Source organism: Streptomyces sp. NPDC004561 (assembly GCF_053602155.1).
Genome location: NZ_JBSGDB010000084.1, coordinates 1 through 23,973 on the forward strand (window position 1 = coordinate 1; position 23,973 = coordinate 23,973).

General features: G+C 72.2%; 27 protein-coding genes, 2 pseudogenes and 1 riboswitch. Of the genes and pseudogenes, 14 read left to right on the top strand and 15 right to left on the bottom strand.

Annotation, left to right across the window (positions count from 1 at the left end; genetic code table 11):
- Together ACWEN3_RS14105 and ACWEN3_RS14110 are read right to left on the bottom strand one after the other, a co-directional pair.
- Nucleotides 1–191 (bottom strand): annotated as a pseudogene (locus ACWEN3_RS14105) (copper homeostasis protein CutC); the annotation flags it as partial.
- Nucleotides 192–267: 76 nt separating this feature from the next.
- Nucleotides 268–936, bottom strand: a complete 669-nt coding sequence (locus ACWEN3_RS14110; RefSeq protein WP_452969830.1) for a maleylpyruvate isomerase family mycothiol-dependent enzyme — start codon at nucleotides 934–936, stop codon at nucleotides 268–270.
- A gap of 58 nt (nucleotides 937–994) precedes the next feature.
- Between ACWEN3_RS14110 and ACWEN3_RS14115 the strand changes: the two genes are divergently transcribed.
- Both ACWEN3_RS14115 and ACWEN3_RS14120 read left to right on the top strand, forming a co-directional pair.
- Nucleotides 995–1,639, top strand: coding sequence for an HD domain-containing protein (locus ACWEN3_RS14115; protein ID WP_452969833.1), 645 nt, complete (start codon nucleotides 995–997; stop codon nucleotides 1,637–1,639).
- Nucleotides 1,640–1,760: 121 nt separating this feature from the next.
- On the top strand, nucleotides 1,761–2,804 hold the full coding sequence (locus ACWEN3_RS14120) for a GNAT family N-acetyltransferase (protein ID WP_452969886.1): 1,044 nt from the start codon (nucleotides 1,761–1,763) through the stop codon (nucleotides 2,802–2,804).
- Here the strand turns inward: ACWEN3_RS14120 and ACWEN3_RS14125 are convergent.
- Both ACWEN3_RS14125 and ACWEN3_RS14130 read right to left on the bottom strand, forming a co-directional pair.
- Nucleotides 2,786–3,064, bottom strand: coding sequence for a DUF4031 domain-containing protein (locus tag ACWEN3_RS14125; protein ID WP_452969836.1), 279 nt, complete (start codon nucleotides 3,062–3,064; stop codon nucleotides 2,786–2,788). The two genes, ACWEN3_RS14120 and ACWEN3_RS14125, sit on opposite strands and share 19 nt — an antisense overlap.
- Nucleotides 3,065–3,071: 7 nt before the next feature.
- On the bottom strand, nucleotides 3,072–3,455 hold the full coding sequence (locus ACWEN3_RS14130; RefSeq protein ID WP_452969838.1) for a hypothetical protein: 384 nt from the start codon (nucleotides 3,453–3,455) through the stop codon (nucleotides 3,072–3,074).
- Between the two features lie 56 nt (nucleotides 3,456–3,511).
- On the opposite strand from ACWEN3_RS14130, the gene ACWEN3_RS14135 reads away from it, so the two are divergent.
- From ACWEN3_RS14135 to ACWEN3_RS14150, 4 genes are read left to right on the top strand one after another with little or no spacing between them, the layout of a single operon-like run.
- Nucleotides 3,512–4,417 (top strand): MurR/RpiR family transcriptional regulator, encoded by a 906-nt coding sequence (locus tag ACWEN3_RS14135; protein ID WP_452969841.1) that lies wholly within the window; start codon nucleotides 3,512–3,514, stop codon nucleotides 4,415–4,417.
- A 45-nt stretch (nucleotides 4,418–4,462) separates the two neighbouring features.
- Nucleotides 4,463–5,398 carry an N-acetylmuramic acid 6-phosphate etherase gene (gene murQ, locus ACWEN3_RS14140; RefSeq protein WP_452969843.1) on the top strand — a complete coding sequence of 312 codons (936 nt, stop codon included), beginning with the start codon at nucleotides 4,463–4,465 and terminating at the stop codon, nucleotides 5,396–5,398.
- A 16-nt stretch (nucleotides 5,399–5,414) separates the two neighbouring features.
- Nucleotides 5,415–6,818, top strand: coding sequence for a PTS transporter subunit EIIC (locus ACWEN3_RS14145; RefSeq protein WP_452969845.1), 1,404 nt, complete (start codon nucleotides 5,415–5,417; stop codon nucleotides 6,816–6,818).
- A 31-nt stretch (nucleotides 6,819–6,849) separates the two neighbouring features.
- On the top strand, nucleotides 6,850–7,077 hold the full coding sequence (locus ACWEN3_RS14150; protein WP_452969847.1) for a hypothetical protein: 228 nt from the start codon (nucleotides 6,850–6,852) through the stop codon (nucleotides 7,075–7,077).
- Nucleotides 7,078–7,088: 11 nt separating this feature from the next.
- Here the strand turns inward: ACWEN3_RS14150 and ACWEN3_RS14155 are convergent, their stop codons facing one another.
- Nucleotides 7,089–7,766, bottom strand: a complete 678-nt coding sequence (locus ACWEN3_RS14155; RefSeq protein ID WP_452969850.1) for a class I SAM-dependent methyltransferase — start codon at nucleotides 7,764–7,766, stop codon at nucleotides 7,089–7,091.
- 47 nt (nucleotides 7,767–7,813) lie between these two features.
- Between ACWEN3_RS14155 and ACWEN3_RS14160 the strand changes: the two genes are divergently transcribed.
- Nucleotides 7,814–8,389 (top strand): hypothetical protein, encoded by a 576-nt coding sequence (locus ACWEN3_RS14160; RefSeq protein ID WP_452969852.1) that lies wholly within the window; start codon nucleotides 7,814–7,816, stop codon nucleotides 8,387–8,389.
- A gap of 6 nt (nucleotides 8,390–8,395) precedes the next feature.
- On the opposite strand, the gene ACWEN3_RS14165 is transcribed toward ACWEN3_RS14160, so the two are convergent.
- The 3 genes from ACWEN3_RS14165 to ACWEN3_RS14175 all read right to left on the bottom strand — a co-directional run bounded on the left by ACWEN3_RS14165 (nucleotide 8,396) and on the right by ACWEN3_RS14175 (nucleotide 11,675).
- Nucleotides 8,396–9,943, bottom strand: a complete 1,548-nt coding sequence (locus tag ACWEN3_RS14165; protein WP_452969855.1) for a carboxylesterase/lipase family protein — start codon at nucleotides 9,941–9,943, stop codon at nucleotides 8,396–8,398.
- Between the two features lie 69 nt (nucleotides 9,944–10,012).
- Entirely contained in the window at nucleotides 10,013–11,140 is a 1,128-nt protein-coding gene (locus tag ACWEN3_RS14170) for an NADH:flavin oxidoreductase (RefSeq protein ID WP_452969857.1), read from the bottom strand.
- A gap of 115 nt (nucleotides 11,141–11,255) precedes the next feature.
- On the bottom strand, nucleotides 11,256–11,675 hold the full coding sequence (locus ACWEN3_RS14175) for a hypothetical protein (RefSeq protein WP_452969860.1): 420 nt from the start codon (nucleotides 11,673–11,675) through the stop codon (nucleotides 11,256–11,258).
- A 115-nt stretch (nucleotides 11,676–11,790) separates the two neighbouring features.
- Between ACWEN3_RS14175 and ACWEN3_RS14180 the strand changes: the two genes are divergently transcribed.
- From ACWEN3_RS14180 to ACWEN3_RS14195, 4 genes are all read left to right on the top strand, one after another.
- A complete protein-coding gene (locus tag ACWEN3_RS14180) occupies nucleotides 11,791–12,630 on the top strand; it encodes a helix-turn-helix domain-containing protein (protein ID WP_452969861.1) in 840 nt (279 codons plus the stop codon).
- A complete protein-coding gene (locus ACWEN3_RS14185) occupies nucleotides 12,614–12,805 on the top strand; it encodes a DUF397 domain-containing protein (RefSeq protein WP_452969863.1) in 192 nt (63 codons plus the stop codon). The genes ACWEN3_RS14180 and ACWEN3_RS14185 overlap by 17 nt, the downstream gene beginning before the upstream one ends.
- 195 nt (nucleotides 12,806–13,000) lie before the next feature.
- Nucleotides 13,001–13,927 carry a hypothetical protein gene (locus tag ACWEN3_RS14190; protein ID WP_452969865.1) on the top strand — a complete coding sequence of 309 codons (927 nt, stop codon included), beginning with the start codon at nucleotides 13,001–13,003 and terminating at the stop codon, nucleotides 13,925–13,927.
- A 71-nt stretch (nucleotides 13,928–13,998) separates the two neighbouring features.
- On the top strand, nucleotides 13,999–14,250 hold the full coding sequence (locus ACWEN3_RS14195) for a type II toxin-antitoxin system RelE family toxin (RefSeq protein ID WP_452969867.1): 252 nt from the start codon (nucleotides 13,999–14,001) through the stop codon (nucleotides 14,248–14,250).
- A 118-nt stretch (nucleotides 14,251–14,368) separates the two neighbouring features.
- Here the strand turns inward: ACWEN3_RS14195 and groL are convergent, their stop codons facing one another.
- The 4 genes from groL to thrC form a co-directional block, all read right to left on the bottom strand.
- Nucleotides 14,369–15,991 carry a chaperonin GroEL gene (groL, locus tag ACWEN3_RS14200; RefSeq protein WP_452969870.1) on the bottom strand — a complete coding sequence of 541 codons (1,623 nt, stop codon included), beginning with the start codon at nucleotides 15,989–15,991 and terminating at the stop codon, nucleotides 14,369–14,371.
- A gap of 303 nt (nucleotides 15,992–16,294) precedes the next feature.
- Entirely contained in the window at nucleotides 16,295–16,498 is a 204-nt protein-coding gene (locus ACWEN3_RS14205) for a cold-shock protein (RefSeq protein WP_004929928.1), read from the bottom strand.
- A gap of 442 nt (nucleotides 16,499–16,940) precedes the next feature.
- Nucleotides 16,941–17,216 (bottom strand): MoaD/ThiS family protein, encoded by a 276-nt coding sequence (locus ACWEN3_RS14210; protein WP_452969872.1) that lies wholly within the window; start codon nucleotides 17,214–17,216, stop codon nucleotides 16,941–16,943.
- Nucleotides 17,213–18,496 carry a threonine synthase gene (thrC, locus tag ACWEN3_RS14215; protein WP_452969874.1) on the bottom strand — a complete coding sequence of 428 codons (1,284 nt, stop codon included), beginning with the start codon at nucleotides 18,494–18,496 and terminating at the stop codon, nucleotides 17,213–17,215. The genes ACWEN3_RS14210 and thrC overlap by 4 nt, the downstream gene beginning before the upstream one ends.
- A 17-nt stretch (nucleotides 18,497–18,513) precedes the next feature.
- Nucleotides 18,514–18,658, bottom strand: a riboswitch (SAM riboswitch).
- Between the two features lie 130 nt (nucleotides 18,659–18,788).
- On the opposite strand from thrC, the gene ACWEN3_RS14220 reads away from it, so the two are divergent.
- Nucleotides 18,789–19,733, top strand: a complete 945-nt coding sequence (locus tag ACWEN3_RS14220) for a glucosyl-3-phosphoglycerate synthase (RefSeq protein WP_452969877.1) — start codon at nucleotides 18,789–18,791, stop codon at nucleotides 19,731–19,733.
- Between the two features lie 83 nt (nucleotides 19,734–19,816).
- Complete coding sequence (locus ACWEN3_RS14225; protein ID WP_452969879.1) at nucleotides 19,817–21,253, top strand: alpha,alpha-trehalose-phosphate synthase (UDP-forming); 1,437 nt, start codon at nucleotides 19,817–19,819, stop codon at nucleotides 21,251–21,253.
- Here the strand turns inward: ACWEN3_RS14225 and otsB are convergent.
- The 3 genes from otsB to ACWEN3_RS14240 are packed head-to-tail and all read right to left on the bottom strand — an operon-like array spanning nucleotide 21,241 to nucleotide 23,648.
- Entirely contained in the window at nucleotides 21,241–22,116 is an 876-nt protein-coding gene (gene otsB, locus ACWEN3_RS14230; RefSeq protein ID WP_452969881.1) for a trehalose-phosphatase, read from the bottom strand. The genes ACWEN3_RS14225 and otsB overlap by 13 nt on opposite strands.
- Nucleotides 22,117–22,152: 36 nt before the next feature.
- On the bottom strand, nucleotides 22,153–22,377 hold the full coding sequence (locus ACWEN3_RS14235; RefSeq protein ID WP_452969883.1) for a DUF3263 domain-containing protein: 225 nt from the start codon (nucleotides 22,375–22,377) through the stop codon (nucleotides 22,153–22,155).
- Between the two features lie 35 nt (nucleotides 22,378–22,412).
- The gene (locus tag ACWEN3_RS14240) at nucleotides 22,413–23,648 is read right to left on the bottom strand and encodes an extracellular solute-binding protein (RefSeq protein ID WP_452969887.1); all 1,236 of its coding nucleotides are present in this window, start codon (nucleotides 23,646–23,648) and stop codon (nucleotides 22,413–22,415) included.
- A 157-nt stretch (nucleotides 23,649–23,805) separates the two neighbouring features.
- Between ACWEN3_RS14240 and ACWEN3_RS14245 the strand changes: the two are divergent.
- Nucleotides 23,806–23,973 (top strand): annotated as a pseudogene (locus tag ACWEN3_RS14245) (ROK family protein); the annotation flags it as partial.

The window sequence follows — 23,973 nt, forward strand, 5'->3', positions numbered from 1 at the left end:
AGCTTGAAGTGGTCCATGCGGTGCAGCAGCGGGCCGAGGAACATGATGATCGACCGGGTCCGTACGGCCGCCTCCGCGTCGATCGCCGCCATCTCGGTGACCAGTTCCAGGCGATCCGCGCCTCCCGCCTGGGCGGCGACCGCGTCCTCGACGTCGAGGGCGATCACCTCCAGGACCGCACGCTTGCTCATGGCACCCCATTCATCGCGGCTACAGGTCTAGTCCAATTCAAGGGTAACCCTGTGCCGCGGCCGGCCGGGGTGGCACTCACCCGAAGAGGTTCAGTTCCCCCTCCGTCGCGCCCGCCAGCTCGTAGGCGCACCCGTTCAGCGGACGCCCCGAGTACAGGCGTACGAGCGTGGCGGCGTCCCCGATGTACCGGGCGGGCGGGCCCTGCTCGGCGGGCGCGCCCAGCCGCAGCGGCTCGTCCAGGTCGTCCAGGTCGGCGTGCAGGGGCAGGTGCCCCCGCTCCCGGGTGAGCCACGCCAGCAGCGCGAGGGCGTGCGGCAGGCCGGCGCCCGCGTACGCCCCCGGCTCCGCCAGCACCTCGCGCACATCCCCGGCGTGCACCCACTCCCCCAGCGCGATCATGTCCAGCACCCCGTCCGAGCGCGCGATCACCGGCCCCGCCTCGGTCATCCCACGCTCCAGCTCGTCCACGACCCGGGCGTTGGTCCATCCGGCGCGCTCGGCGATGTCCCGGTCGTTGGCGGCGGGGCTGAAGACGCCCTTCTCGAACCGGCGCTCCACCACCCGCGTCAGCGCGGCGGAACAGTGCGCCAGCACGTCCCGCACGCTCCATCCGGGACACGCGGCGGTCGGCAGCGCGAAGTCCTCGTCGGGGCGCGAGCGCAGCAGCGGTATCAGGGCGTCCCGCTCGATCATCAGGAGCCGTCCGGGGAGTTCGGGGTCCCGTACCTCGTGCAGATCAGTCATGGGCCCACGCTAAGGGCGCCGCCTCCCGCCCGTCCGCACGGCGCGGAAGAATGGCGGTATGGCCGATCTCGACGCCCTCCGGCTCCGCTTCGCCCGGGCCCTGGAAGCAGCCCGCGCCCCCGGCGCCGGCCCGGACCCCACCCCGTACGCCGACAACCTGCTCATGCGCTGGCGGGAGCCGCAGCGGCACTACCACGACCTGACCCACCTCATCGCGGTCCTCGACCGCGTCGACGAGCTGGAGAGGTACGCGGCCGACCCGGACGTGGTGCGCCTGGCCGCCTGGTTCCACGACGCCGTCTACCTCCCGGAGCGGTCCGAGAACGAGGAGCGCTCGGCGCGGCTCGCCGAGCGCGCCCTGCCCGAGGCCGGTGTGCCGGAGGCGAGGACGGCGGAGGTGGCCCGGCTGGTCCGGCTGACCGTCACGCACGACCCGGCCGACGAGGACCGCGACGGCCGGGTGCTGTGCGACGCGGACCTCGCGATCCTGGCCGCGCCCCCGTCGGCGTACGCCGCCTACACCGCCGGGGTCCGCGAGGAGTACCACTTCGTCCCGAACGACGCCTTCCGCGAGGGCCGTTCGGCGATCCTGCGCCAACTCCTCGCCCTGCCCCACCTGTTCCGCACCCCACACGGCCGGGAGCACTGGGAGGCCACCGCCCGCTACAACCTCTCCTCCGAACTGGACCTGCTGTCGGGCTGACGCGGGGGTCCCCCGTGCCGGGCGGTCCGCGCCAAGTCCGGCCGGGCGGGCGGGAAATACCGTCGACCCCGGCGAGGCGGCCCCCTAGGGTTCGCCCATGCGACCGATAAACGGGGACCATGTGATCGAGGCAGTGGCGAGCTGCACGGGGGCGCTGCGCGCGGCGGTGGAGCGGGACTGGGCGGACGTCCGGGCCGGGGACCTGGAGTGGGACTGCCGCACCACCGCGGTCCATGTGGCCGACGATCTCATCGCCTACGCGGCCAACCTGGCCGGACGCGCCCAGGACGCCTATGTGCCCTTCGAGCTGACCCTCGACGAGGGCACCGACAACACCGGTCTCCTGCACGTCATCGAGACGACCGGCGCCCTGCTCGCCGCGGCCGTGCGCACCGCCCCGCCCGGTGTCCGCGCCTTCCACCCCTACCCGTTCCGCAGCGCCGACCGCGAGGGCTTCGCTGCGATGGGCATCGCCGAGGTGCTGCTGCACACCCACGACATGACCGAGGGCCTCGGGCTCTCCTACGAGCCGCCGGCGGAGCTCGCCGAAGCGGTCCTGACCTGGCTCTTCCCGCACGTCCAGCCCGGCCCGGCGCCCTGGCCGACCCTGCTGTGGGCGACCGGCCGCGGCGAGCTGCCCGGCCGCGCCCCGGTCACCGGGTGGCGCTGGCACAACAACCTCGTCATCCCCGCCGAACGCCTCACCCTCACCGGCCTGCGCCCGGCCGCCGCCCGCGATCTGCGCCTCGGCGGCGACGGCGGCTTCGACTGGATCGGGGGCGGCCCGTACGAGGGCACGCGGGACGCCGCCGGACTGCTGGTGAAGGCGTACGAGGCGGGCGTGCACCGGCCCGAGTTCAACGTCTTCGTCCTGATCCGCACGGAGGACGGCCGCGCGCTCGGCTCCATGGGCTTCCACGGCGCGCCGGACGAGGACGGCTGCGTGGAGATCGGCTACGACCTCGTCGAGACCGCCCGGGGCCAGGGCTACGCCACCGAGGCGCTGCGCGCGCTGGCCCGCTGGGCGCTGGACCGCGACGACGTGAGGACGCTCGTCGCGAAGATCGACCTGGACAACGCGCCCTCCCGCGCCGTGGTCACCCGGGCCGGGTTCCGGGAGGTCGCCGCGGACGACAAGCTCGTCGCCTACGAACTGCGCGGCTGAGCCCACCGCTTGCGCCGGCGCAGGCCCGAGGACGTCAGCAGCCGCACCACCTCGCGGCTGCTGACCTCCAGCGCGCCGGCGGCCACCGCGTCCGCGTAGCGGTGCGCGGGAAGGTCGTAGTGGTCGCGCTCGAAGGCCCGCGGGGGCACGCCCAACCCCGCGGCGAACAGGTGCAGTTCGTCGTACGACACATCGCTCACCAGGTGCGACCACATGCGCCCGTGCCCGGGCCAGGCGGGCGGGTCGATGTACACCGTCACGGGCGCCTCATGAGGACGCCGTCCCGCCCGTGGCCGACCCCAGCGCGCCCACCGACGCGACCTTCACGCCCGCCTTGTGGCACACCCAGTGCGGGTCGGGTCCCAGTTCCGGCTCCACGTCCAGCGCGTGCGGGTCGCCCGCGCCGCACACCGGGCACAGCGGCCAGCGGCCGTAGCGGTCCAGCAGCGCGTCCTGGACGTCCTGCGCGACCAGCCCGGCCACGTAGGTCGCGCCGTCCGGCCACTGCTCGACCCACCAGCGCCGCTGCGCCACGGCGTCCTCGACCAGCGAGACCACGTCCGCCTCCGCCACCTCGCCCGCGACCAGATCGGCGAGGACCAGGGCGCGCGCAGCGTGCAACGCCTGTTCAAGGGGACTGATGGGCTCCATACAACCCATTGTGCGCACTCTTGACCCGGACACCGAACCGAAAATATCTTTCACTCGTGACCCAGGACGTGAAGGAAATTTTCGGCAGTCCGGGCGGCTCCCTCGCCGCGAAGGTGCGCACCCTCGCCCCTTCCATGACCCGGTCCATGCAGCGCGTCGCCGAGGCCGTCGCGAGCGACCCGGCCGGCTGCGCCGCCCTCACGGTCACCGGCCTCGCCGAACTCACCGGCACCAGCGAGGCCACGGTGGTGCGCACCGCCCGTCTGCTCGGCTACCCGGGCTACCGGGACCTGCGGCTCGCGCTCGCCGGGCTCGCCGCCCAGCAGCAGTCCGGGCGCGCGCCCGCCATCACCACCGACATCGCCGTGGACGACCCCATCGCCGACGTCGTCACCAAGCTGGCCTACGAGGAGCAGCAGACCCTCGCCGACACCGCCGCCGGACTCGACACCGTCCAGCTCGGCGCCGCCGTCACCGCGCTGGCCGGGGCACGGCGCACCGACGTGTACGGCATAGGGGCGTCCGGGCTCGTCGCCCAGGACCTCACCCAGAAGCTGCTGCGCATAGGGCTCATAGCCCACGCGCACAGCGATCCGCACCTCGCGGTGACCAACGCCGTGCAGCTCCGCTCGGGTGACGTGGCGATCGCGATCACCCACTCCGGCTCGACGGGGGACGTCATCGAGCCGCTGCGGGCCGCCTTCGAGCACGGCGCGACGACGGTGGCCATCACCGGCCGGCCGGACTCGCCGGTCACCCAGTACGCCGACCACGTACTGACCACGTCCACCTCACGGGAGACCGAGCTGCGGCCGGCCGCGATGTCCTCGCGGACCAGTCAACTGCTGGTGGTGGACTGCCTGTTCGTGGGAGTGGCCCAGCGGACGTACGAGACGGCGGCGCCCGCGCTGGCCGCGTCGTACGAGGCGCTGGCGCACCGGCACCGCTCCCGTCACCGGTGAGCGAAACCACGCGAACGGCACCTGAATCGGAGTGAACCACCCCCCATGACCTCGCATGACACCTCCCACGACCTGAGCAACGAACTGGCCTCCCTGACCACCGAGGCCTTCCGGCCCGAACTCGCCGGCATCGACCGCCTTCCCACCCTGGACATCGCCCGGCTGATGAACGCCGAGGACGCGGGCGTGGCCGGCGCCGTGGCCGCCCAGCTCCCCCGGATCGCCGCCGCGGTCGACGCCGTGGCCGGGCGGATGGCGCGCGGCGGGCGGCTCGTCTACGCCGGCGCCGGTACCGCCGGGCGGCTCGGCGTCCTGGACGCCTCCGAGTGCCCGCCCACCTTCAACACCGAGCCCGACCGGGTCGTCGGCCTGATCGCGGGCGGTCCCGAGGCGATGGTCACCTCCGTCGAGGGCGCGGAGGACTCCCGTGAGCTGGCCCGCAGGGATCTCGACGCCCTGAAGCTCACCCCCGACGACAGCGTGGTCGGCGTCTCGGCCTCCGGCCGCACCCCCTACGCCCTCGGCGCGGTCGAACACGCCCGCGCGCTGGGCGCCCTGACCATCGGCCTGGCCTGCAACGAGCACAGCACGCTGGCGGCCGCCGCCGAGCACGGCATCGAGGTCGTCGTGGGCCCGGAGCTGATCACCGGCTCCACCCGCCTGAAGGCGGGCACGGCCCAGAAGCTGGTCCTGAACATGCTGTCGACCATCACGATGATCCGGCTCGGCAAGACGTACGGGAACCTGATGGTCGACGTCCGCGCCTCCAACGACAAACTCCGGGCCCGCTCCCGCCGGATCGTGGCCCTGGCCACGGGAGCGGCCGACGAGGAGATCGAGCGGGCCCTCACCGAGTGCGGCGGCGAGGTGAAGAACGCGATCCTCGCCCTGCTCGCCGGCGTCGACGGCCCGACGGCCACCCGCCTTCTGGAGGAGTCCGGCGGCCATCTGCGCGCCGCGCTGGCGCACGCACCCCACTGAGCCGCACGCTCGGGGCGTGCGCAACGACCCCGCCTCCACCGCGACCGCGATCCTCGCCCGGGTCGGCGGCCCGGCCAACGTCACCTCCGTGGCCCACTGCATGACCCGGCTGCGTCTCGGGCTCGCCGACCCGGGGGCGCTGGACGCGGAGGGGCTGCGGACGCTGCCCGGGGTGCTCGGCGTGGTGAACGACGGTTCCGCCTGCCAGATCGTCCTCGGCCCCGGGGCGGTGGACGAGGTCACGGCCCAGGTGGAGGCGCGGGTGGCGGCCCAAGGGGACGCTCCGGTGGCCGAGTCACCGGAGCTCCGGGGCGCCCGTATCAGGCAGGAGCTGCGGCAGCGCAACGCGACGCCCCTCAAGACCGCCCTGCGCCGCGTCGCGAACGTCTTCGTGCCGCTCATCCCCGCCCTGATCGGCTGCGGCGTCCTCGCGGGCCTGAACGGCCTGCTGGTGAACACCGGCGCGCTGACCGGCCTCACCCCCGCCCTGTCGGCCGTCGCCTCCGCCTTCATGGCGCTGATCGCGGTGTTCGTCGGCCACAACACGGCGAAGGAGTTCGGCGGCACGCCCGTGCTGGGCGGGGCGGTGGCGGCCGTGGTGGTGTACCCGGGCGTGGCGAAGGTGACGGCGTTCGGGATGCACCTGGCGCCGGGGCAGGGCGGGGTGCTCGGCGCGCTCGCGGCGGCCTTCCTCGCCACCCGGGTGGAGAAGTGGTGCCGGGGCAGGGTCCCGGGCGCCCTGGACGTCCTGCTCACCCCGACGGTCACCGTCCTGGTCTCCGGCCTGGTCACGCTGTACGGCCTGATGTACGCGGCCGGCGCGGTGGCCGCCGCCATCGGCACCGCCGCGAACTGGCTCCTCGCGACCACCGGGGCCGTGGCGGGTCTCGTCCTCGGCGGCCTCTTCCTCCCGCTGGTCATGCTGGGCCTGCACCAGGCCCTGATCCCCATCCACACCACCCTCATCGAGCAGCAGGGCTACACCGTCCTGCTCCCCCTGCTGGCCATGGCGGGCGCCGGCCAGGTCGGCGCGGCCCTCGCGGTCTACGTCCGCCTGCGCCACGACGTCTCCCTGCGCACGACGATCAGGTCGGCCCTCCCGGCGGGCCTGCTGGGCGTCGGCGAGCCCCTGATCTACGGCGTCTGCCTGCCCCTCGGCAGGCCGTTCCTGACCGCGTGCGCGGGCGGAGCGGCGGGCGGGGCGTTCGTCGGCTGCTTCGCCATGCTGGGCACCAGGGTGGGCGCGACGGCGATCGGGCCATCGGGCTGGGCCCTGTTCCCGCTGCTGGCGGGCAACCGGAGTCCGGGGGTGACGGCGGCGATCTACGCGGGCGGCCTCCTCACCGGCTACGCCGTCGGCTTCGTGGCGACGTACGTCTTCGGCTTCGCCCGCCGGCCCCGGGTGGCCGCGGCCGCGTGACGCGCCGCCCCGCCCCCTCGTTCCCCCGGGCATGATGAAGACGCTTCTGGCCGCCGCCGCCCTCACCGCCTCCGCCGCCGCCCTGGCCGCCCCCGCCCACGCGGCCGGCCACGGCGGCGGCCACTGGACCGCCACCGGCACCGCGCGGTGCGCGAGCGACCAGGCCGTGCTTCCCGTGCTCAGGGCCGTGGCCCCGCTGCCGCTGACCGGCGCCGCCCATGCGTGCGGCGAGGGAAGCCTGCTGCGCCACCACGGCTGAACGCCGCGTCCTCACCCCCGCGGCGGCCGCGCGGGGGCCCGCCAGACGAGGGTGTACCGCCAGAAGAGCCGCCGCCGGAGCCGGGCGCCGGGCAGCAGCAGCCGGGCCTCGCGGGCGATCTCGTCGAAGGACATCTCCGGGTCACGGGTGAGGGCGGTCATGGACACGGGCCGCCCGGACGCCGGCCGCCCCCGGTTCTTCACCCACCCGGTGAGCGCGTTGAGCGGGATGGACACCAGCCCGAGGGCGTGGTCGGCGGGGCTCGCGGCCCGGGCGCAGCCGACGACGGCCAGGGTGCCGCCCGGCGCCAGCTCCCGCCGCAGCCGCGTGAGCGTCGTGGCGAAGGGCAGATGGTGGAGCACGGCGACACAGGTGACGACGTCGTACGGGCCGGCGGGCAGGCCGTCCGGGGCCTCGGCGAGGACGTAGCGGACGCCGGCGGCGGGCCCCGTCCGCTCCCTCGCCCGCTCCAGGATCCCCGGGTCCGCGTCGACGCCCAGCACCCGCTCCCCCCGTCCGGCCAGCAGCCGCACCAGGTCGCCGCTGCCGCACCCCACGTCCAGCGCACTGCCGAAACGGCGGGGCAGCCGCCGCAGCAGCCAGCGGTGACAGTGGGCGTTGTGATCCCAGGGATGAGCGGTGTTGAAGCGGTCGAGCGCGACGAGCAGCCGGTGCGGCAGCATGGTCACATCCTCACACTGGACATACGGAAACTGATGGACTACGCAGGCTGCCCATGAACCACGCCCAGCTCGCCGCCCTCGGACGGGCTCTCCGGCTCCTCGGGGAGCACGGGGAGGCCCTGACCGCCGACACCCCGGACGCCCGGCTGCACGAGATCAAGGCCGATCTGCGCAGGGCGCTCGATCTGCTCGACGAGAGTGTCGCCTCCGGTGCGTCGAGCACCCGGTGTCCCGAGCATCCGCAGGGGCCGGTCGACGAGAGCGCCCCCGATCTGTGCCTGCTCTGCGAGACCCGGCGCCGCGCCGCCCGCCGCTCGGAGTACCAGAGTGGGGGCAGGGCACCGGCCGCCGAGCCGGTCCCCACCACCCAGTCCCGGTACGGCGTCCGCGCCGAGCGGCCGCAGCCCCAGCAGCGCTGGCTGCCGGAGCTGTGGAACGGGCAGGAGTGGCAGCTCTGCGGGACACCGAGGCGGGACCGGCGCGAGGCCGAGGCGTATCTCGCCGCCCAGCGGCGGGGGTCCCGGCCCGCCATGGCGTACCGGCTCGTGCACGAGTTCACCGACTACGAGGTGCTGCGGGTGTGGGGGACGCCGGTGCGCATCGACATCGAGCCGATGGGGAACCTGTAGCACCGGTCAGCCCAGCAGCGGCAGCGCCACCGGTTCGTACCCCTCCCAGATGCGCCGGCTCGCCTCCTCCGGGTACGGCGCCACCGTCGGCTCCGCGTCCAGGATCCGCACCAGGCGGGACCCGGTGTCGTACTCCGGCCAGCCGGGGTCGCCGGTCCGGGCGAACGCCGTCCAGGAGCGGCGGAAGAGCGCCGAGAGCCGCTCCGCCTCCGGGGTGGGCGCGCCGCCCGGGAAGAGGAGGCCGCCCAGGTCCGCGCCGAACGTGCCGAACAGCAGGGGGACGTCCAGGCCGTGGCAGGCGCCCAGCACGCCGCCGCTGTCCGGGGCCGGCCAGGTCAGCTCGCAGACATGGGCGCGGCCGCCACCCGCGCGCTGGGCCTCGGCCAGGCGCAGGCTCGGCATGCCGAACAGCCAGTCCGTCTGGACGCGTTCGAAGAGCTGGGTCGGTGTGGCGTCCGGGAAGGCCGCGCGGTAGGCCGCCTCGCCCGTCTCGCCGCCCGGTGCGTACAGACGCAGGACGGCGGTCGCCATCTCGTCCGTGACCTTGTCGAGCAGCCCCGCCATGACCAGGAACAGGCGGAACTCGTCGCGGTTGTGGCCGACGAGGAGGTCCACCTCCCGCGCCGCGCCCGCCGCGAGGGCCGCCCAGGGGGTGGTGGGCAGGACGTCGCCGTCGACCACCGGCGAGAAGGGCACGGACGTGGGCGCCGCCTGGCCCCACCGGCCGGTGTACTGCGGCATCTTGAGGCCCACCGCCTGGCCGGCCGCGGTGAGCCGCCGGGGGTCCGTCGCCGCCAGGTCGGTCACCGTGGGCCTGAGGCCCGCCTCGGCCGCCAGGGCCGCCGCCATGTCGCGGGCCAGTTCGGGCGAGAAGAACGTGCCGGGCACGCTCTGCGCGATCGCCCGGTGGAACAGGCCCCGCGCTCTCGGCATGGCCAGCAGGGAGGCGACCGAGCCCGCGCCCGCCGACTCGCCGAACACCGTGACCCGGGCGGGGTCGCCGCCGAAGGCACCGATGTTCTCCTGCACCCACTCCAGGGCCGCCACCTGGTCCAGCAGGCCGCGGTTGGCCGGCGCGCCCTCCCAGAGGCCGAAACCCTCCATGCCCACGCGGTAGTTGAAGGTGACCAGCACCGCGTCGCCGTCGCGGGCCAGGGCCTGCGCGTCGTAGCCCGGCTGGCCGCCGTGGCCCAGTTTGTACGCGCCGCCGTAGATCCAGACCATGACCGGGCGGGCCGACCTCGGGTCCGGGTCGGGGGTCCAGACGTTGACCGTGAGCCAGTCGTCGCCCTGCGGCCCGGGGAGCTGGGCCGTGCGGCCCAGGAAGCCCGTCTCCTGCGGGGGCGGCGGGCCGAACGACCGGGCCTCGCGGGTGCCGTCCCAGGGCCGGGGCGGGCGCGGCGCCCGCAGGCGTGCCTCGCCCACCGGGGGCGCCGCGAAGGGGATGCCCCGGAACACCGACAGATCCCGCTCGCGCAGGCCGCGCACCGCGCCGTGGGCGGTGCGCACCACGGGGCCGTCGGTGTCCGGGACCGGGGTCTCGCTCGTCGTCATGTCCGCTCCTCACTGGTCATCAGGGGAACGGACGGCGACGATCACAAGTGCCCGCACATCCGGGTGGTTTCAGCTGAGCGTCTTCAGCGCGGCGGCGTCGTACGGCTTCAGCTCGTCGAGGCGGTCGGAGAGCACCTTGGCCGCCCACTCGGGGTCCTGCAGCAGGGCGCGGCCGACGGCGACCATGTCGAACTCGTCGGACTCCAGGCGGTCGAGGAGGTTGTCGATGCCCTTGACCGGGGAGCCCTCGCCCTGGAAGGCGTTGATGAAGTCGCCGTCGAGGCCGACCGAGCCGACGCTGATGACCTGCTTGCCGGTGAGCTTCTTCGTCCAGCCCGCGAGGTTGAGGTCGGAGCCCTCGAACTCGGGGAGCCAGTAGCGCCGGGTGGAGGCGTGGAAGACGTCGACGCCGGCCGCGGCCAGCGGGGTCAGGATCGCCTCCAGCTCCTCGGGGGTCTCGGCGAGGCGGGCGGTGTAGTCCTGCTGCTTCCACTGCGAGTAGCGGAAGATGATCGGGAACTCCGGGGAGACCGCCTCGCGGACCGCGGCGACGATCTCCGCGGAGAACTTCGTACGGGCCACCGGGTCGCCGCCGTACGCGTCGGTACGGCGGTTGGTGCCCTCCCACAGGAACTGGTCGAGGAGGTAGCCGTGGGCGCCGTGGATCTCCACGCCGTCGAAGCCGGTGCGCTCGGCGTCGGCGGCGCCCTGGGCGAACGCGGCGACGACATCGTCCAGGTCCGCCTGCTCCATGGCCTTGCCGGTGGGCTCGGCGCCCGCGTTGACCAGGCCCGAGGGACCCATCGCGGGGGCCTCCGGGAAGGGGGCCTGGCCCTGCTCGCGGACCATGCCGATGTGCCACAGCTGCGGCACGATGGTGCCGCCCGCCGCGTGCACGTCCTCGGCGACCTTCGCCCAGCCCGCCAGCTGCTCCTCACCGTGGAACCGGGGCACACGGTCGCTCTGTCCGGCCGAGTCGTGCCCCACGTAGGTGCCCTCGGTGACGATCAGCCCGACGCCGGCGGCGGCGCGGCGGGAGTAGTACGAGCGCACGTCCTCGCCGGGGACGCCCCCCGGAGAGAACATGCGGGTCATGGGCGCCATCACGATCCGGTTGGGAACGGTGAGTCCGTTGAGGGCGATCGGGCGGGAGAGGATCTGGGCCGCGCGGGAGGTGGCGGCGGGCGTGACGGTCACGTGGGGGGCTCCTCGTGAAGGGAAGGGTCAACCGGTCGGTATGTGAGCACGCATTGTTGCAGCTCCTTAAGTAATCGCCTATGCGCTGCCCCACATTCCGTCTCCGGCAGGTCCTTCACGTGGCACCGCTCACACTCTCCCGGTTCAGCCGCCGCACCCGCTCCCGCAGCACCTCGTCCGGCGCCGCCTCTCCCAGCTCTTCCGGCGGACAGTCCCACTCCCGCCCGCCGCCGACGGGACGCAGCTGCACCCGGCCGCCCACCCGCCCCATCACCTCACCGAGCCGCCCGCTGCGCGTGTCGACGGCGTACTGGGGCGCACGCCTCAGAGCGGCCGCCAGCCGGGAGGCCACGCCGATATTGCACCGGCCAAGGTCGACCAGGGCGTACGGATCCTCGCCCGAGACGCTCAGCGGGTCGACCCGGAGGGACGGAAGGACGACGCCGACTCCACGCAGGGCGGCGCGCAGTCGCTCGACGGCCTCCTCGGCGGTCCGGGCGGGCCGCTCCTCGGCGGTCGTTTCCTTCGTCTCCATTGCGCCAATTCCTCCACGCAGAGTGCCGCTGTTCACCACACAGCGTGGCCGTCGGCGCCCTAACCTGGCCAGACACGGCGTCCCAACAGCGGTGTTTGTAGGACGAGGAGTTGCCATGCCGGGACCGAAGGACCTCGACCCGTCGTCATCGCCACGCGCCTTGCTGGGGGCGGAGTTACGGCACGCCCGCGAGCGCAGAGGCCTGAGCCAGGAGCAGCTGGGCCAACGGCTTTTCGTGAGTGGGTCGTTCATCGGGCAACTGGAGGCGGGGAGCCGGCGGATGCAGCCGGAGTACGCACGGATGCTGGACGAAGCACTGGAGACGGACGGCTTCTTCCAGCGGAACTGCGGGGCGGCGGCCAAGTCGAAGTTCGAGGAGCACTTCGAGGTGGTGGCGGAGGCCGAGGCTCAAGCCACTGCGATCCGGGAGTACACACCGCTCCTGATCCCCGGACTGCTGCAGACGCGCGCGTACGCGCAGGCCGTGAACCGCGCACACGACCCGATGGCGCCGGAGGAGACCATCGAGGAGTGGACGGAAGGCCGGATGGAGCGGGGCCGTCTACTCGACCATCCAACAAGGCCGTTGTTGTGGGCGGTGCTTGACGAAGCGTCGTTGCGCCGCGAGGCCGGTGGCCGGGCGGTGATGGCAGAGGCCCTGCGCCACATCGCCGATCTAGCCCGCCGGAACCGGATCATCGCGCAGGTGCTGCCGTTCAGCGCGGGTGCGCACGCGGCGATGCAGGGTGCCCTGAAGCTGATGGAGTTCGCGGACGCCGCCCCGATGGTCTACTTCGAGGGAGTGCGCAATCGGCGACTGGAGGACGATCCGGCCAAGGTCGCACAACTGAGGTTCGTGTACGACCTCCTCGTGGCCTCCGCGTACTCGCAGGACAAGTCCCTGGCCCTCATCGAGGCGTTGGCGGAGGATTACGCCCATGAGGAACACCCCTGACTACGAGCTGAGCTGGCGCAAGTCGACGTACAGCACCGGCGGCGACAACTGCCTGGAAGTAGCCGACGGTCACCCCACCCACATCCCCGTCCGCGACTCCAAGACCCCCCTTGGCCCGAAGCTCGCGTTCCGGCCGGAGGCCTGGTCGGCGTTCGTCGCGAACCTCAAGCCTTGAGCCCCGAGCCCTCTTTGCAAGGAACGGGTGGAGGGTCTCAACCCACCCTCCCACCCGCAGAGTTGACTGCGAGCATCTGATTTGCCACGCACAGTCACGAGGCTCTAGCGTGCCCGCATAACGAACAGCCCCCGCCAGGCGCTACCAACACCTGCGGGGGCTTGACCAACAAGATCGAATACGAGGTTCGATCCCATGGCTGACGCCAAGCTTAGTCCTGCCCTCCCACCCACGCACGCGTCCTCCCACCCGATGGCCAATCCGGGCTACGGCAAGCGCTCCGCGCCGGACCAACACCGCCGCACCAAGCACGACTTCGCGCACCTCCCGTCCCGCGAGGCGGCCATCGCCGCGTACGTCGACCGCCTCCCCGACGGCGCCGACATCTCGGTGAAGACGCTGGCCAAACAGCTCCCCTACGGCCAGTGCGCCCTCCGCACGGCCCTCAACCGCATCCAGGCGGCAGGGCACTTGCGGCGCGGAAGGGAGCGGCTGGAGACGGAAGACGGCGGCTCGCGCTGGATCACCCGATCGTGGTGGTCCCGCACCACACGCGACGACGCCTGGTGGGCGGCGTTCACGCGCGGCGACGTACCGGAGGATCCGCACCCGCCCGAACGGCCCGGCCCCACCCGCTCCCGCGCCCACGTCCTCCTCGCCGCCCTCGGCCGCACGGCCCCCGTCCTGTCCCTCTCCGTCGCCGACTGCGCCGCGCTCGCCCCGCTCCTCACGGAGTGGTTCGCTCGCGGGGCCACCGACGAGGCCGTACTCCGCGCCCTGACCGACGGGTTACCGACCCCGGTCCACCACCCGGCCGCCCTGCTCCGCCGCCGTCTGGTCGACAAGCTTCCACCGAAACCGGTCCCCCGCCCGGCGCCCCGCCGGATCCTGGAGTGCGCCGAGTGCGGGGTGCCGGGGCGGGCGGAGGCACTGCCGGGGGGTGTGTGCGGCGGCTGCCGGGGCGAACGCGCGCCGACGCGCTCCCGTACACCCCTGCCCGCCCTCACGGTCCACGCCCGCGCTAACGAGATCAGGGCCGCGATTTCCCTGCGACACGAAAGGGCACCGAGACGAATTCCGATGCCGCCTGACGGTCCGCCCCGGCCAGAGAAAGGGCAGTAATGTACACGGCGCACACACCAGGACGAGTTCATGGCCCAACTGGAGGACGAAGACAGCCGAGAGGGCGCTTCATGACCTACGCCGTGGTGTGGGAACACCACGCCATGAACGAGTTCCGACGGCTCCGCGTCACCGACCCCGTGGGCGCGAAGGCGACCGCCGCGGCGGTGCGGGCGCCGGCCGACGATCCGGGCCCGCCGGAGGCCCGCGCCCTCAGCGCCTCCGGGTACTTCCGGCTCCACGTCGGATCCTGGAGAGTGCTGTACCGGCCGGACGGCACCACCGTCACGGTTCATGTGCTGAAAGCCGGCCGCAGCACCTGACCCCGGACACGGCCCTCCTCGGTACCAGGCCGTGGAAACGCCCGAGGGCGGCACCCCCAGCCAGAAGCTGGACGTACCGCCCTCGGTCCGTAGGACAGGCGATCAACCCTCAGGTCGATCAGAAGTCCATGTCACCGCCCGGCATGCCGCCGCCGGCCGGCGCGGCGGCCTTCTCCGGCTTGTCGGCGATGACGGCCTCGGTGGTGAGGAACAGCGCGGCGATGGAGGCGGCGTTCTGCAGGGCAGAGCGGGTCACCTTCGCCGGGTCGATGATGCCCTCGGCGACCAGGTCGACGTACTCGCCGGTCGCGGCGTTCAGGCCGTGGCCCGGGGTCAGGTTGCGCACCTTCTCCACCACGACACCGCCCTCGAGGCCGGCGTTGACGGCGATCTGCTTCAGCGGGGCCTCGAGCGCGAGCTTCACGGCCTGGGCGCCGGTCGCCTCGTCACCCTCGAGCTCCAGCTTCTCGAAGACCTGGGAGGCCTGCAGCAGGGCCACGCCACCACCGGCGACGATGCCCTCCTCGACGGCGGCCTTCGCGTTGCGGACGGCGTCCTCGATGCGGTGCTTGCGCTCCTTGAGCTCCACCTCGGTGGCGGCGCCGGCCTTGATGACCGCGACACCGCCGGCGAGCTTCGCCAGGCGCTCCTGCAGCTTCTCGCGGTCGTAGTCCGAGTCGCTGTTCTCGATCTCGGCGCGGATCTGGTTGACGCGGCCGGCGACCTGGTCGGACGAGCCGGAGCCGTCGACGATGGTGGTCTCGTCCTTGGTGATGACGACCTTGCGGGCGCGGCCCAGGAGGTCCAGGGTCGCGTTCTCCAGCTTGAGGCCGACCTCCTCGGAGATGACCTCGCCGCCCGTGAGGATGGCGATGTCGCCGAGCATGGCCTTGCGGCGGTCACCGAAGCCCGGGGCCTTGACGGCGACGGACTTGAAGGTGCCGCGGATCTTGTTGACGACCAGGGTCGACAGGGCCTCGCCCTCGACGTCCTCGGCGATGATCAGCAGCGGCTTGCCCGACTGCATGACCTTCTCCAGGAGCGGGAGCAGGTCCTTGACCGAGGAGATCTTGGAGTTGGCGATGAGGATGTACGGGTCCTCCAGCACCGCCTCCATGCGCTCCATGTCGGTCGCGAAGTAGGCGGAGATGTAACCCTTGTCGAAGCGCATGCCCTCGGTGAGCTCGAGCTCCAGGCCGAAGGTGTTGCTCTCCTCGACGGTGATGACGCCTTCCTTGCCGACCTTGTCCATGGCCTCGGCGATGAGCTCGCCGATCTGGGTGTCGGCGGCGGAGATGGACGCGGTGGAGGCGATCTGCTCCTTGGTCTCGACGTCCTTCGCCTGCTCCAGCAGGGCGGCGGAGACGGCCTCGACGGCCTTCTCGATACCGCGCTTCAGAGCCATCGGGTTGGCACCGGCGGCGACGTTGCGCAGGCCCTCCTTGACCAGGGCCTGGGCGAGCACGGTCGCGGTGGTCGTACCGTCGCCGGCGACGTCGTCCGTCTTCTTGGCGACTTCCTTGACCAGCTCGGCGCCGATCTTCTCGTACGGGTCCTCGAGCTCGATCTCCTTGGCGATGGAGACACCATCGTTGGTGATCGTGGGGGCGCCCCACTTCTTCTCGAGGACGACGTTGCGACCCTTGGGGCCGAGCGTCACCTTGACGGCGTCCGCGAGCTGGTTCATGCCGCGCTCGAGGCCGCGCCGCGCCTCCTCGTCGAACGCGATGATCTTGGCCATGTGAAGTGGTCCCTCCAGGACTGGGGGTGATTCCTTCGGACCGCGCCCGCGCCCGCGACGGACGGCTCGCCGACCCGGTGGTTCCTTGCCCCACCCGGCCCGCGGGCCTCACCGACCCGGTCCTTCGTTGTCACTCTCACCTTCAGAGTGCTAACGCCAATGATTAGCACTCGGCATGGTCGAGTGCAAGCGCCCGAGGGTGGTAGGGGGCCGCCGTCAGCCGCGCGCGAACACGGAGGGGCGGCGGGCACGCCGAAGGGCCCGCACCCTGTGCTGGTGCGGGCCCTTCGGCACAAGAAACGTTCAGGCGCTGAGGCGAACCATGTCGGCCTGCGGGCCCTTCTGGCCCTGCGAGATCTCGAACTCCACCCGCTGGCCCTCTTCCAGGGTGCGGTAGCCGTCCATCTGAATGGCGCTGTAGTGGACGAAGACGTCCGCACCACCGTCGACCGCGATGAAGCCGTACCCCTTCTCCGCGTTGAACCACTTGACGGTGCCCTGAGCCATGCCCAACTCCCCTATTACTGGCCCTTGCACAGATCCACACTTCGCGGACCCGGGTCAGACCTCACCCCCCATGGGACGGGGGCGTGCGCCGGAACGCGTCGACCGCGGCTGAATGTATCTGTCCAACTGCCGTCTGCAACAGGTCAATCGGACGAGAATTCTGGACGAGCCAGGCCCGGAATGTGCTGAGAATTCGCCCGACTTCAGGGCAAGTCGGGCCCCATAAAAGCCACAAAAGCCGCATAAAACCCGTGCACTTTGGCTACTTCTTATCGGGCTTGCGGCATGAATCCAGGGCTTCCGGTTGGCACTCCGGGAGCGCGTTCCCCAACTGTACCGCGCTCAATCACGCTGAATTGCCCCCTCCGCTTCTCTCACGGAGGGGGCAATCGCATGAACATTCGGTAACCGCTGTTACCGACGGTAATGTTCAGTCATCCGGTCAGCCGCCGGCGACGGCCGGGATGATGGAGACGCCCGCGCCGTCCGGGGTCACGGTCTGCAGGCCCTGCTCGAAGCGCACGTCGTCGTCGTTGACGTAGACGTTGACGAACCGGCGCAGCCTGCCCTGGTCGTCCAGCACCCGGGCGGCGATCCCGGTGTGGTTCTTCTCCAGGTCCTCGATGACCTCGGAGAGGGTCGCCCCCTCGGCGGCGACCTCGGCCCGGCCGCCGGTGTAGGTGCGCAGGATGGTGGGGATGCGAACGGTCACGCTCATGCGAGGCCAGCCTCTCGGAAGGAGTCCAGGGTCGGGCGGATGGTGGCGGTGAGGCCGGTGCCGGCCACCGCGTCGAGGGTCTTCAGGCCGTCGCCGGTGTTGAGGACGACCGTGGTCTTCGCCGGGTCCAGCACGCCGTCCTTGACCAGCTTGCGGGTGACGCCGACGGTCACACCGCCCGCCGTCTCAGCGAAGATGCCCTCGGTGCGGGCCAGCAGCTTGATCGCGTCGACCACCTCGGCGTCCGTCACGTCCTCCACGGCACCGCCGGTGCGGCGGGCGATGTCCAGGACGTACGGCCCGTCGGCCGGGTTGCCGATCGCGAGGGACTTGGCGATGGTGTTCGGCTTCTGCGGCCGGACCACGTCGTGCCCGGCCTTGAAGGCGGTCGACACCGGCGAGCAGCCCTCGGCCTGGGCGCCGAAGATCTTGTACGGCCTGTCCTCGACCAGACCCAGCTTGATCAGCTCCTGCAGCCCCTTGTCGATCTTCGTGAGCTGCGAGCCGGAGGCGATCGGGACGACGATCTGGTCGGGCAGCCGCCAGCCGAGCTGCTCGCAGATCTCGTACGCCAGGGTCTTGGAGCCCTCGGCGTAGTAGGGCCGCAGGTTGACGTTGACGAATCCCCAGCCCTCGCCGGCGGGGTCGCCGATCAGCTCGGAGCAGAAGCGGTTCACGTCGTCGTAGTTGCCCTCGATGCCGACGAGTTCGCCGCCGTAGACCGCGGCCATGACGACCTTGCCCTGCTCCAGGTCGTGCGGGATGAACACGCAGGAGCGGAAGCCGGCGCGGGCGGCGGCGGCGCCGACGGCGCCGGCCAGGTTGCCGGTGGAGGAGCAGCTGAGCGTCGTGAAGCCGAAGGCGCGGGCGGCCTCCAGGGCCTGCGCGACGACGCGGTCCTTGAAGGAGTGCGTCGGGTTGCCGGAGTCGTCCTTCACGTACAGACCGCCGGTCACGCCCAGCTCGCGCGCCAGGTTGTCGGCCTTGACGAGCTGGGTCCAGCCGGGGTTGATGTTCGGCTTGCCGGCCACGTCCGCGGGGACGGGCAGCAGCGGCGCGTAGCGCCAGATGTTCGCGGGTCCCGCCTCGATGCGCCGACGCAGTTCCTCGGTCTCGTAGGCCGAGAAGTCGTACGCGATCTCCAACGGGCCGAAACACTCCTCGCAGGCGAACAGCGGTCCGAGGGGTACCCGGTGACCGCACTCGCGGCAGCTCAGGGCAGCGGCCGGACCGAGGTCCACAGTGGGATTGCTGGTGCTTGCAACTGTCTGCACAGCCATGGAGGCGAGGCCCTTTCTCCTCATCTTCCTCACGACGCATCTCGCCGTGAGACGGATTTGGCACCTTCCCTAGCCGGGAGCCTCGCTCGGAAAGACGAGAAACCGGCTGGAGGGTTGCCGGGGCTTCATCGGGCCGTGTCCCTCTGCCCCTCTGGATGAGCTGTATGTGGTTGTCAACGCGGGCGACCCCCGACATGCGATGGTCATCGGCGTTGTTCAAGACTGTAACCGAAGGCCAGGACAGTTGAGATAGTCGTCCGAAGCGCGAGACAACCGTGAGGAGCCGCAGACCGTGCTGGAAGAAGTCGAGCGCTGGCTGAGCACCCGCTCCTGGTCCGTGTCCGATCGCCCGCTGCACCTGGTCCTCGCCGCCAAGCAACGCACGGGTCACACGATCAGCGTCGTACTGCCCGCGCTCAACGAGGAGGAGACCGTCGGCGACATCGTCGCCGTGATCCGGCGCGACCTCGTGGAGCGGGTCCCGCTCGTAGACGAGATCGTCGTCGTCGACTCCGGTTCCACCGACCGCACCTCCGCGGTCGCCGCCGCCGCGGGCGCGCGGGTCGTCCACCGCGACGACATCCTGCCCCGCATCCCCGCCGTTCCGGGCAAGGGGGAGGTCCTGTGGCGCTCCCTCCTCGTCACCACCGGGGACATCGTCTGCTTCATCGACGCCGACCTCAGGGAGTTCTCCTCCGACTTCGTCTCCGGGATCGTCGGCCCCCTGCTGACCGACCCCGAGGTGGATCTGGTCAAGGCCATGTACGACCGCCCGCTCGCCGGATCGGCGGGGCAGGGCGGCCGGGTCACCGAGCTGATGGCCCGGCCGCTGCTGAACATGCACTGGCCGCAGCTGGCCGGCTTCGTGCAGCCGCTGGGGGGCGAGTACGCGGCCCGGCGCTCGCTGCTGGAGCAGCTGCCCTTCCCGGTCGGCTACGGGGTGGAGCTGGGCATGCTGGTCGACGCGCTGCACCTGGCCGGCCTGGACGCGCTGGCCCAGGTGGACGTGGGGGTGCGCAAGCACCGGCACCAGGACGGGCAGGCGCTGGGCCGGATGGCCGCCGCCATCTACCGCACGGCGCAGCTCCGGCTCGCCCGCGGGCACCTGATCCGCCCCTCGCTGACCCAGTTCGAGCGGGGCGAGGACGGCTTCGAACCGCGCACCTACTCGGTGGACACCGAGGAGCGGCCGCCGATGACCGAGATCGCGGAGTACGCGCACCGCCGGGTGGCGTGAAAGTGGAGGTACGGCCGTATACGGCCGCCTTCCGGGGTGGTCCGTACGTTTGAGCGTTTCCGGGCCGGGCTAGGTTGAGGACCATGGCTTCCACGCACGGTGCAGAGGTGCTGGTCGCGTCCAATCGCGGCCCGGTTTCGTACGAAGTGCGCCCCGACGGTGCGGGCGGCTCGCTGCACGCCAAGCGGGGTGGCGGCGGGCTGGTCTCGGGGCTGTCGGCCATCGGGCCGGACACCGACGCGGTGTGGGTGTGCGCAGCGCTGAGCGACGGCGACCGGGAGGCCGTGCGGCGCGCGGGCGGCGGGCTGCTGCCGGCCGAGGACACCGGCGGGCAGCGGGTGCGGATGCTCGACATCGACGCCTCCGTGCACGCCGACGCGTACAACGGCATCGCCAACTCGGTGCTCTGGTTCGTCCACCACATGCTGTACCAGACGCCGCTGGAACCGGTCTTCGACGCGGAGTTCCGCCGGCAGTGGGCCGCGTACGAGGCCTACAACCGGGTCTTCGCCGAGGCGCTGGCCGAGGAGGCCGCGGACGGCGCCGCCGTGCTGATCCAGGACTACCACCTGGCCCTCGCCCCGCGCATGCTCCGCCAGCTCCGCCCCGACCTGCGCATCGGCCACTTCTCGCACACCCCCTGGGCCCCGCCGGACTACTTCCGGCTGCTGCCGGACGACATCGCGGCCGAGCTGCTGACCGGCATCCTGGGCGCGGACCGGGCCGCCTTCCTCACCCGGCGCTGGGCGGACGCGTTCACGGACTGCTGTCACGCGGTGCTGGGGCCGGGGATCCCCTCGGGCACCCGGATCGGGGTGCACGGGCTGGGCGCGGACGCGGACTTCCTGCGGAAGCGGGCCCACGAAGCGGACGTGGACGAGCGGATGGCCGTGCTGCGGCGGGAGATCGGCGAGGGGCGCCGGACGATCGTGCGCGTCGACCGCACCGAGCTGTCCAAGAACATCGTGCGCGGGCTGCTGGCGTACCGGCAGCTGCTCGACGACCACCCCGAGTGGCGCGAGCGCGTGGTGCACCTCGCGTTCGCGTATCCGTCGCGGCAGGACCTGGCCGTGTACCGCGACTACACGGCCGGGGTGCGCCGGGTGGCCGAGGAGATCAACACCCGGTACGGGACGGCCCGCTGGACCCCGGTGGTCCTGCATGTGAAGGACGACTTCGCGCGGTCGCTGGCCGCGTACCGGCTCGCCGACGTGGCACTCGTCAACCCCATCCGGGACGGCATGAACCTGGTCGCCAAGGAGGTCCCGGTCGTCTCCGACGAGGGGTGCGCGCTGGTGCTGTCGCGGGAGGCGGGGGCGTTCGAGGAGCTGGGCGACGACGCGATCGTGGTGAACCCGTACGACATCCGGGGGACGGCCGAGGCGCTGCACACGGCGCTGAACATGCCGGCGGGCGAGCGGGCGGAGCGGTCGAAGCGGCTCGCCGCCGCGGCCACCGCGCTGCCGCCCGCCCAGTGGTTCCTGGACCAGCTGCACGCGCTGGAAGGTCAGTCCAGCTGAGCCGCGAGGCTCCTCAGCAGCCGTACGACGCCCTCCGGGCCGTCCACCACCAGGTCGGCCCTTTCGGCCAGTTCGGTGACCTCCGTGCTGCCGCTGCAGACGAGCAGGCCGGGCAGGCCGTCGGAGCGGAGTTTGTCGATGGCGGCGAAGGCGGGCAGGTCGCCGAGGTCGTCACCGGCGTAGAGGACGGACTCGGCGCCGGTGGCGCGGACGTGGTCGAGGAGGGCGACCCCCTTGTCCATGCCCGGCGGGCGGAGTTCGAGGACCATGCGGCCGGGTTCGACGATCAGGCCGTGCCGGGTGGCGAGGTCGGTGAGCGGGCCGCGCAGGGCCTCGAAGGCGGCCTGCGGGTCCTCAGCGCGGCGGGTGTGCACCGCGACCGCCCGGCCCTTCTCCTCGATCCAGGTGCCCTGCCAGGCGCCGACCCGGTCGAGGACGCCGGGCAGCTCCGCGCGGACCGCGGCGACGCCGGGGTGCGGGGCGGGCGCGGTGACGGTGCCGGTGACCGCGTCCCAGCGTTCGGCGCCGTAGTGGCCGAGGACGGTCAGGTGCTCCAGGCCGGCGACGCCCGCGAAGCCGCCGTGGCGGACCGCCACGCCGGCGGGCCGGCCGGTGATCACTCCGACGGAGGCCACCTTCGGGGCGAGCGCGGCGAGCGCGGGGACGGCCCCGGGGTGGGCTCGGGCCTGCTCGGGGTCGGCGACGATCGGGGCGAGCGTGCCGTCGAAGTCGAGACCGACCACCGCGGTGCGGGGCCTCGCGAGCAGCGCGGCGAGCCCCTCGCGGCCGGCCCGGGTGGTGGGGGTCGGCAGGGGGCCCGGCGGGTCGGTCGGGTCCGTTGTGTCCGTCGTATGGGTGCCCATACGGCGACACTATCCGCGCGGGGCCGCCCTCACTCCTCATCGCTCGGAGCGCCGTGCCTCGCGGACCCGGCGCAGGCGGTTCACCGTCACCGGGTCGTGCGCCAGCGCCCGCTCGTCGTCCAGCAGGGCGTTGAGGAGCTGGTAGTAGCGGACCGGGGCCAGGCCCAGCTCCTCGCGTATCGCCCGCTCCTTGGCGCCGGGGCCGGTGAAGCCCCGGCGCTCCAGCTGGAGGATCGCCTTCTCGCGGCTGCCCAGTTCCATGCCCGCCACCGTAGCGCCGGGCACCGACAACCGGCTCAGCCGGCGTTGCTGCTGTCGACGGCCGTGGCGCTCGCCTCCAGGCTGGTCAGGACGCCGGACGGGCTGCCGCCGGGGGCGACGGCCTGGCCGATGTCCTTCTTCACGGCCGCGCTGACCGACGCCCAGGAGGTCTTGCCGACGGGGTACAGCTCGGAGGTGGGCAGCTGGTCCAGGAAGGGGTGCAGGGCCTTGTCGGGGGCCGCGTCCGACGCGCTCATCGTGTCGGACGCGGAGCCGGTCACCGGGAGCAGGCCGTACTCGCGGGAGAAGTCGAGGACGTTCTTCTCGTTGTAGACGAAATTGAGGAAGTCGCCGGTCTGCTCGGCGTGGCCGTTCTGCTTGAAGGCCATCATCCAGTCGGCGACGCCCATCGAGGCCCTGGCCTTTCCGGTGCGGCCCGGCATGGGCACCATGCCGAAGTCCACGCCCTTCTTCTCGGCCTGCTGGATCAGCGTGGGGTGCCCGTTGAGCATGCCGACCTGGCCGTCGGCGAAGTCCGCGAAGGCGTCCGCGCGGTTGAGCTTGCCGGGCTCGACGGGGCCGGTCAGGCCCTTGCCGACCAGCTGGTCCCTGAGCCAGGTGAAGGTCTGGACGTTCTGCGCGGAGTCGATCGTGTAGGTGCCGACGTCGTCGGTGTAGCCGGTGCCACCGTTGTCGCCGCTCAGCAGCCACTGCATGGTCTCGGCCTGGGCCTCCTCGGGGCCGAGCGGCAGCGCGTAGGGGTACTTCACGCCCTTGGCCTTGAGCGCCCTGGCGTCGGCGGCCAGCTCGTCCCAGGTGGTGGGCGGGGCGATGCCGGCCTTGGCGAACAGGGTCTTGTTGTAGAAGAGCACGCGCGTGGAGGCGGCGAAGGGGATGCCGTACTGCGTGTGGTTCCACTGGCCCGCGGAGGCGAGCGGGGAGAGGAGGTCGGCCTGGGTGCGGATGGAGATCAGGTCCGAGGCCGGATAGAGCTTGCCCGCGGCCGCGTAGTCGGCGTAGGCGCCGATCTGCGCCATGTCGGGGGCGTGCCCGGCGTCGACCATCTCCTTGACCTTGCGGTCGACGTCGTTCCAGGAGTAGACGCTGACGTCGACCTTCACCCCGGGGTGCTTCGCCTCGTACTCCTTGACCAGGGAGTCCCAGTACTTCTTGGAGCTGTTGGCGGCCGAGTCGCCGTAGTCGGCCGCGACGAGTCTGAGGGTCACGTCGGAGGAGCCCGTACTCCCGCAGCCGCCCAGTACCGCCGTCATGCCCAGTGCGGACACCACCGCGATCGCTCCTGCCGTACCCCGACGCACCGTCAAAGCCCCAACCCTGCCGTCTGACCGTTCGATATATGGACCCATAAGGTCTACACCACGTGAGTGGACTAGACCTCTCCCGGGTGTGCGGGCCACACTGTCCCCCGTGAGACATGTCATCGCCCTGGACGTGGGCGGTACCGGGATGAAGGCCGCCCTCGTCGGCGACGACGGCGCCCTGCTGCACCGCGCCCGCCGGGCCACCGGCCGCGAGCGCGGCCCCGACGCGGTGGTCGCGGGCATCCTCGACTTCGCCGCCGAGCTGCGCGCCCAC

Coding starts and splice junctions, on each gene's coding strand:
- ACWEN3_RS14110 (WP_452969830.1), bottom strand. CDS start 936: ATGACTGATCTGCACGAGGTACGGGACCCCGAACTCCCCGGACGGCTC.
- ACWEN3_RS14115 (WP_452969833.1), top strand. CDS start 995: ATGGCCGATCTCGACGCCCTCCGGCTCCGCTTCGCCCGGGCCCTGGAA.
- ACWEN3_RS14130 (WP_452969838.1), bottom strand. CDS start 3,455: ATGGAGCCCATCAGTCCCCTTGAACAGGCGTTGCACGCTGCGCGCGCC.
- murQ (WP_452969843.1), top strand. CDS start 4,463: ATGACCTCGCATGACACCTCCCACGACCTGAGCAACGAACTGGCCTCC.
- ACWEN3_RS14150 (WP_452969847.1), top strand. CDS start 6,850: ATGATGAAGACGCTTCTGGCCGCCGCCGCCCTCACCGCCTCCGCCGCC.
- ACWEN3_RS14160 (WP_452969852.1), top strand. CDS start 7,814: ATGAACCACGCCCAGCTCGCCGCCCTCGGACGGGCTCTCCGGCTCCTC.
- ACWEN3_RS14165 (WP_452969855.1), bottom strand. CDS start 9,943: ATGACGACGAGCGAGACCCCGGTCCCGGACACCGACGGCCCCGTGGTG.
- ACWEN3_RS14175 (WP_452969860.1), bottom strand. CDS start 11,675: ATGGAGACGAAGGAAACGACCGCCGAGGAGCGGCCCGCCCGGACCGCC.
- ACWEN3_RS14180 (WP_452969861.1), top strand. CDS start 11,791: ATGCCGGGACCGAAGGACCTCGACCCGTCGTCATCGCCACGCGCCTTG.
- ACWEN3_RS14185 (WP_452969863.1), top strand. CDS start 12,614: ATGAGGAACACCCCTGACTACGAGCTGAGCTGGCGCAAGTCGACGTAC.
- ACWEN3_RS14190 (WP_452969865.1), top strand. CDS start 13,001: ATGGCTGACGCCAAGCTTAGTCCTGCCCTCCCACCCACGCACGCGTCC.
- ACWEN3_RS14195 (WP_452969867.1), top strand. CDS start 13,999: ATGACCTACGCCGTGGTGTGGGAACACCACGCCATGAACGAGTTCCGA.
- groL (WP_452969870.1), bottom strand. CDS start 15,991: ATGGCCAAGATCATCGCGTTCGACGAGGAGGCGCGGCGCGGCCTCGAG.
- ACWEN3_RS14205 (WP_004929928.1), bottom strand. CDS start 16,498: ATGGCTCAGGGCACCGTCAAGTGGTTCAACGCGGAGAAGGGGTACGGC.
- ACWEN3_RS14210 (WP_452969872.1), bottom strand. CDS start 17,216: ATGAGCGTGACCGTTCGCATCCCCACCATCCTGCGCACCTACACCGGC.
- thrC (WP_452969874.1), bottom strand. CDS start 18,496: ATGGCTGTGCAGACAGTTGCAAGCACCAGCAATCCCACTGTGGACCTC.
- ACWEN3_RS14225 (WP_452969879.1), top strand. CDS start 19,817: ATGGCTTCCACGCACGGTGCAGAGGTGCTGGTCGCGTCCAATCGCGGC.
- otsB (WP_452969881.1), bottom strand. CDS start 22,116: ATGGGCACCCATACGACGGACACAACGGACCCGACCGACCCGCCGGGC.
- ACWEN3_RS14235 (WP_452969883.1), bottom strand. CDS start 22,377: ATGGAACTGGGCAGCCGCGAGAAGGCGATCCTCCAGCTGGAGCGCCGG.
- ACWEN3_RS14240 (WP_452969887.1), bottom strand. CDS start 23,648: ATGACGGCGGTACTGGGCGGCTGCGGGAGTACGGGCTCCTCCGACGTG.